This is a genomic window from Streptomyces phytophilus, assembly GCF_013870535.1.
In the GTDB taxonomy this organism is placed as follows: Bacteria; Actinomycetota; Actinomycetes; order Streptomycetales; family Streptomycetaceae; genus Streptomyces; species Streptomyces phytophilus.
The window spans coordinates 1-4,992 of sequence record NZ_JACBXC010000378.1 but is presented as its reverse complement, the minus strand read 5'-3'; the positions used below and the strand labels follow the sequence as shown (position 1 = coordinate 4,992).

Here is a 4,992-nt window from a genome sequence, read left to right as displayed (position 1 = left end):
CCGCGAGCGCCTGCACGTCGCGCGCGACCGTCCGCTCGGAGACCTCCAGCCGTTCCGCCAGCTCGGCGGCGGTCATGGCGGCGCGGGACTGGAGCAGTAGGACCAGGTGAATGAGCCGGGCGGCGCGCATGTGAGCCATCATGCAGCGCCTTGATAGCGTCCTTCGGTACTGCACCAAGAACAAGAGAGTCTTATATGTCCAACGAGCCTCGCGAGCGCTGGGGGAACCGGGCAGGTTTCCTCTTCGCCGCGATCGGATCCGCGGTCGGTCTCGGCAACATCTGGCGCTTTCCCTACGTCGCCTACGACAACGGCGGCGGCGCCTTCCTCCTGCCGTACCTCGTGGCCCTGCTCACAGCGGGACTGCCGCTGCTGATCATGGAATACGTCATCGGCCGCCGCTACCGCTCCTCCCCGCCCGGCGCCTTCCGGCAGCTGGCCCGCCCGGCCGAGGCCATCGGCTGGTGGCAGGTGGCGATCTGCTTCGTCATCTCCGCCTACTACGCCGTGATCCTGGCGTGGGCCGTGCGCTACGTCGGCTTCTCGATCGACGAGTCGTGGGGCGACGACCCGAACGCCTTCTTCTCCGAGGACTTCCTCAAGGCCGGCGAACCGGGCACCGTCTCCACCTTCGTGCCCGGCGTGATGTGGCCGCTGCTCGGGGTGTGGCTGGTCACGCTGATCATCCTCTGGCTCGGCGTGCGGCGCGGCATCGAGTGGGCCAACCGCATCTTCATCCCGGCGCTGCTCGTCTTCTTCGGCATCCTCGTCGTCCGCGCGGTCACCCTGGACGGCGCGGGCGAGGGCCTGGACGCCCTGTTCAAGCCGGACTGGGGCGCGCTGGGCGAGGGCAGCGTGTGGGTGGCCGCGTACGGGCAGATCTTCTTCTCGCTGTCCATCGGCTTCGGCATCATGATCACGTACGCCTCGTACCTGGGCCGCAAGTCGGACCTGTCCGGCTCGGCGCTCGTCGCCGGCTTCGCCAACAGCTCGTTCGAGATCCTGGCGGGCATCGGCGTCTTCTCGGTCCTCGGCTTCATGGCCGCGCAGCAGGGCGTGGGCGTCAACGAGCTGGCGACCTCGGGCGTCGGGCTGGCGTTCGTGGCGTTCCCGGCGATCATCTCCAGCATGCCGGGGGGTGCGTTCTTCGGCGTCATGTTCTTCCTGTCGCTGGTGATCGCCGGCCTCACCTCGCTGGTGAGCATCGTGCAGGTGCAGGTCGCGGCGGTCGAGGACCGTACGGGCCTGTCCCGCAGGGCGGCCGTCGGGATCGTCGGCGGCGTGCTGACCGCGGTCTCGGTGCTGGCGTTCGCCAACGACGGCGGGCTCACGCTGCTCGACGCCTCCGACCACTTCATCAACCAGTACGGCATCGTGCTCGCCGGCCTCGTGGCCGTCGTCGTCGTGGCCTGGGTGCTGCGTCGGCTGCCGCTGCTCCAGCGGGACGCCAACGCCACGTCCGCGGTCCGGATGGGCCGCGTCTGGCTGGTCTGCCTGGGGATCGTCACGCCGCTGGTGCTGGGCTGGATGATGATCGACAGCCTGCGCACCGAACTGGACGAGAACTACGGCGGCTACCCCGGCTCGTTCCTCGCCTGGGCCGGCTGGGGCGTCGCGGCGGGTGCGCTGCTCGTCGGCGTGCTGGCCGCGCTGGTGCCGTGGCGGCACCACGGCGACATCGGCGGGCGGGCGCCGGAGGCGCAGTCCGTGGAGGATACGGAACCGGCGAAGGAGGGCAACTGATGTCGGCGAGCGCCATCGTCATGCTGGTCGTCGCGATCGTGATCGTCTGGGGCGGCCTGATCGCGGCGCTGCTGAAGCTGCGCACCTTCCCGGACCAGCCGGACTAGGCCGGGGCGCCTAGCACGCGGCGACCGCACCCGGCGGTCCGATACGGGCCCGGCCCGCGCCCCCCGCAGGCCGGGCCCGTACGCCGTAGGGGCGTCAGGCCAGCCCGTACTTCGCCGCCGCCCGCGCGACCGTCTCCTTCTTCACCTCGCCGCGCCGCGCCAGCCGGTCCAGCACCGCCACGGCGATCGACTGCGCGTCGACCCCGAAGTGCCGGCGGGTCGCCTCGCGGGTGTCGGAGAGGCCGAAGCCGTCCGTGCCCAGCGAGGTGTAGTCCTGCGGGACCCACTGCGCGATCTGGTCGGGCACCTGCCGCATCCAGTCGCTGACGGCGAGGACCGGGCCCGGTGCGCCTTCCAGAGCACGGGTGACGTAGGGGACCCGGTCCTCGCCGCGAAGCTGCGCCGCGTCACAGGACAGGGCGTCACGGCGCAGCTCGCTCCAGGAGGTGGCGGACCAGACGTCGGCCGCGACACCCCAGTCCTCGGCGAGCAGTCGCTGGGCGTCGAGCGCCCAGTGGATGGCGGTACCGGAGGCCAGCACCTGGGCGCGCGGGGCGTCCTCGGCGGCGGCCCCGGTGCCGGGAGCCTCCGGCGCGGCGGGGAGTTCCGCGGTCCGGTAGCGGTAGAGGCCGCGGACGATGCCCTCCTCGACGCCCGCGGGCATCGGCGGCTGGACCTTCGGCTCGTTGTAGACGGTGAGGTAGTAGAAGACGTCCGGGTCCTCGCCGGGGGCGGCCTGCCCGTACATGCGGCGCAGCCCGTCCTTGACGATGACCGCCACCTCGTACGCGAACGCCGGGTCGTAGATCAGCGCCGCGGGGTTGGTGGAGGCCAGCAGCGGGGAGTGCCCGTCGGCGTGCTGGAGGCCCTCGCCGGTCATGGTGGTGCGTCCGGCGGTGGCGCCGACGACGAAGCCGCGGCCCAACTGGTCGGCGAGCGCCCAGAACTGGTCGCCGGTGCGCTGGAAGCCGAACATCGCGTAGAAGATGTAGAACGGGATCATCGGCTCGCCGTGCGTCGCGTACGACGTGGCCGCAGCCGTGAAGGACGCCAGCGAACCGGCCTCGGTGATCCCCTCGTTGAGGATCTGCCCGTCCGCCGCCTCCTTGTAGTACAGGAGTTGGTCGCGGTCGACGGGGTCGTAGGTCTGCCCGCGCGGGGAGTAGATCCCGGCGCTCGGAAAGAGCGACTCCATGCCGAACGTACGGGCCTCGTCCGGCACCACCGGCACCCAGCGGCGGCCGGTCTCCTTGTCCCGCATGAGGTCCTTGACCAGGCGGACGAACGCCATGGTCGTCGCGATCTCCTGGCTGCCCGAGCCCTTCTCCAGCGCGTCGAACGGCTTCGCCGCCGGCTCCGGCAGCACCACCGGATGCACCCGGCGGGCCGGTGCGGGGCCGCCGAGCGCGGCGCGGCGCTCCTGGAGGTAGCGGACCTCGGGGGAGTCGGGGCCCGGGTGGGCGTACGGCACGAGGTCGGTGTCGAGTGCGCCGTCCGGGATGGGCAGCTCCAGCAGGTCCCGCATGTCGCGGAACTCGGCGCCGGTCAGCTTCTTCATCTGGTGGTTGGCGTTACGCGACTCGAAGCCCTTGCCGAGGGTGTGGCCCTTGACGGTCTGCGCCAGGATCACCGTCGGCGCGCCCTCGTGCGCGACGGCGGCACGGTACGCGGCGTAGACCTTGCGCGGCTCGTGACCGCCGCGGGAGAGGTGGAAGCAGTCGAGGATCTTGTCGTCCGTGAGCAGCTTCGCCAGCTCGGCCAGCGCGGGTTCGGCGCCGAAGAAGTGCTCGCGGATGTACGCGGCGTCGCGGGTGGCGTACGTCTGGAACTGCGCGTCCGGCACCGCCCGCAGCCGGCGGACGAGCGCGCCGGTGGTGTCGAGCGCGAACAGCTCCTCCCAGGCGGAGCCCCACAGCGACTTGACGACGTGCCAGCCGGCGCCGCGGAACTGGGCCTCCAGCTCCTGGACGACCTTGAAGTTGGCGCGTACCGGGCCGTCGAGGCGCTGGAGGTTGCAGTTGATGACGAAGGTGAGGTTGTCGAGCTGCTCGCGGGCGGCGAGGGCGAGCGCGGCGGTCGACTCGGGCTCGTCCATCTCGCCGTCGCCGAGGAAGGCCCAGACGTGGCTGGCGGAGGTGTCCTTGATGCCGCGGTGGGCCAGGTAGCGGTTGAACCGGGCCTGGTAGATCGCGGAGATCGGGCCGAGGCCCATGGAGACGGTCGGGAACTCCCACAGCCACGGCAGCCGCCGCGGGTGCGGATACGAGGGCAGCCCCTCGCCGGCACCGGCCTCCTGGCGGAAGCGGTCGAGGTGGGCCTCGGAGAGCCGGCCGTCGAGGAAGGCGCGGGCGTAGATGCCGGGGGAGGCGTGGCCCTGGAGGTAGAGCTGGTCGCCGGAGCCGGGGGCGCGCTCGTCGTCCTTGCCGCGGAAGAAGTGGTTGAAGCCGGTCTCGTACAGCCACGCCGCGGAGGCGAAGGTGGCGATGTGCCCCCCGAGCCCGTACCGCGAGCCGCGGGTCACCATGGCGGCGGCGTTCCACCGGTTCCACGCGGCGATCCGCCGCTCCAGCGCCGGATCCCCGGGCAGCTCGGGCTCCGCGGCCGTGGGGATGGTGTTGACGTACGGCGTCTCCAGCAGCGCGGGGACGTCCAGACCGGCGTCCCCGGCGTGCGCGACGGTGCTGCGCAGCAGCTGCGCGGCCCGGTCGGGGCCGGCGTGCCGGGCCACGGCGTCCAGTGACTCGCGCCACTCGGCGGTCTCCTGCGGGTCGCGGTCCGGGAGCTGGTCGAGCTGACTCTGCATGGCACTACCTCCTCAACCGAACTGTAAGTCTCCGATCGATGATCGATCAAAGCTTGGACGGCAAAATAAGTCCGGGAAGGGCAAAGTCGGCATGCCGTGCCACGTTCCCGGGCACGCAGTGCCCGCGGCGGCGCGGCGGGGCACCCCGGACCCCAGCCGGCGCCGGGCTCGGGAGGCCGCGCCGTACGGAACGCGGGCCCGCCCCAGCGGGTGGGGCGGTCGCGCCGGGGGCGGGTGCGAAGACGGCGGGGAGGTCGACGGAGTCCGGCGCCCCGGGCGCGGAAGGGGACCCGAAGCCGGGGCGCAGGCTGCCGGGGCCGGGGACGTCGTCCCGGTCGG

General features: G+C 72.1%; 4 protein-coding genes. 2 read left to right on the top strand and 2 right to left on the bottom strand.

The window, feature by feature from the left end:
* Positions 1–130: HTH domain-containing protein (locus tag H5J30_RS17345; protein ID WP_181788331.1), on the bottom strand; the 130-nt coding region annotated here is incomplete at its 3' end.
* Positions 131–195: 65 nt separating this feature from the next.
* On the opposite strand from H5J30_RS17345, the gene H5J30_RS17340 reads away from it, so the two are divergent.
* Positions 196–1,743, top strand: a complete 1,548-nt coding sequence (locus H5J30_RS17340; RefSeq protein WP_181788330.1) for a sodium-dependent transporter — start codon at positions 196–198, stop codon at positions 1,741–1,743.
* Positions 1,743–1,850 carry a methionine/alanine import family NSS transporter small subunit gene (locus tag H5J30_RS17335; protein WP_181788329.1) on the top strand — a complete coding sequence of 36 codons (108 nt, stop codon included), beginning with the start codon at positions 1,743–1,745 and terminating at the stop codon, positions 1,848–1,850. Before H5J30_RS17340 ends, H5J30_RS17335 begins: the two co-directional genes overlap by 1 nt.
* 94 nt (positions 1,851–1,944) lie before the next feature.
* On the opposite strand, the gene aceE is transcribed toward H5J30_RS17335, so the two are convergent.
* The gene (aceE, locus tag H5J30_RS17330) at positions 1,945–4,653 is read right to left on the bottom strand and encodes a pyruvate dehydrogenase (acetyl-transferring), homodimeric type (RefSeq protein WP_181788328.1); all 2,709 of its coding nucleotides are present in this window, start codon (positions 4,651–4,653) and stop codon (positions 1,945–1,947) included.
* Positions 4,654–4,992 lie beyond the last annotated feature (339 nt).

Excerpts from the sequence above, each read along its gene's own strand:
- H5J30_RS17335 (WP_181788329.1), top strand. The coding sequence starts at position 1,743 with ATGTCGGCGAGCGCCATCGTCATGCTGGTCGTCGCGATCGTGATCGTC.
- H5J30_RS17340 (WP_181788330.1), top strand. The coding sequence starts at position 196 with ATGTCCAACGAGCCTCGCGAGCGCTGGGGGAACCGGGCAGGTTTCCTC.
- aceE (WP_181788328.1), bottom strand. The coding sequence starts at position 4,653 with ATGCAGAGTCAGCTCGACCAGCTCCCGGACCGCGACCCGCAGGAGACC.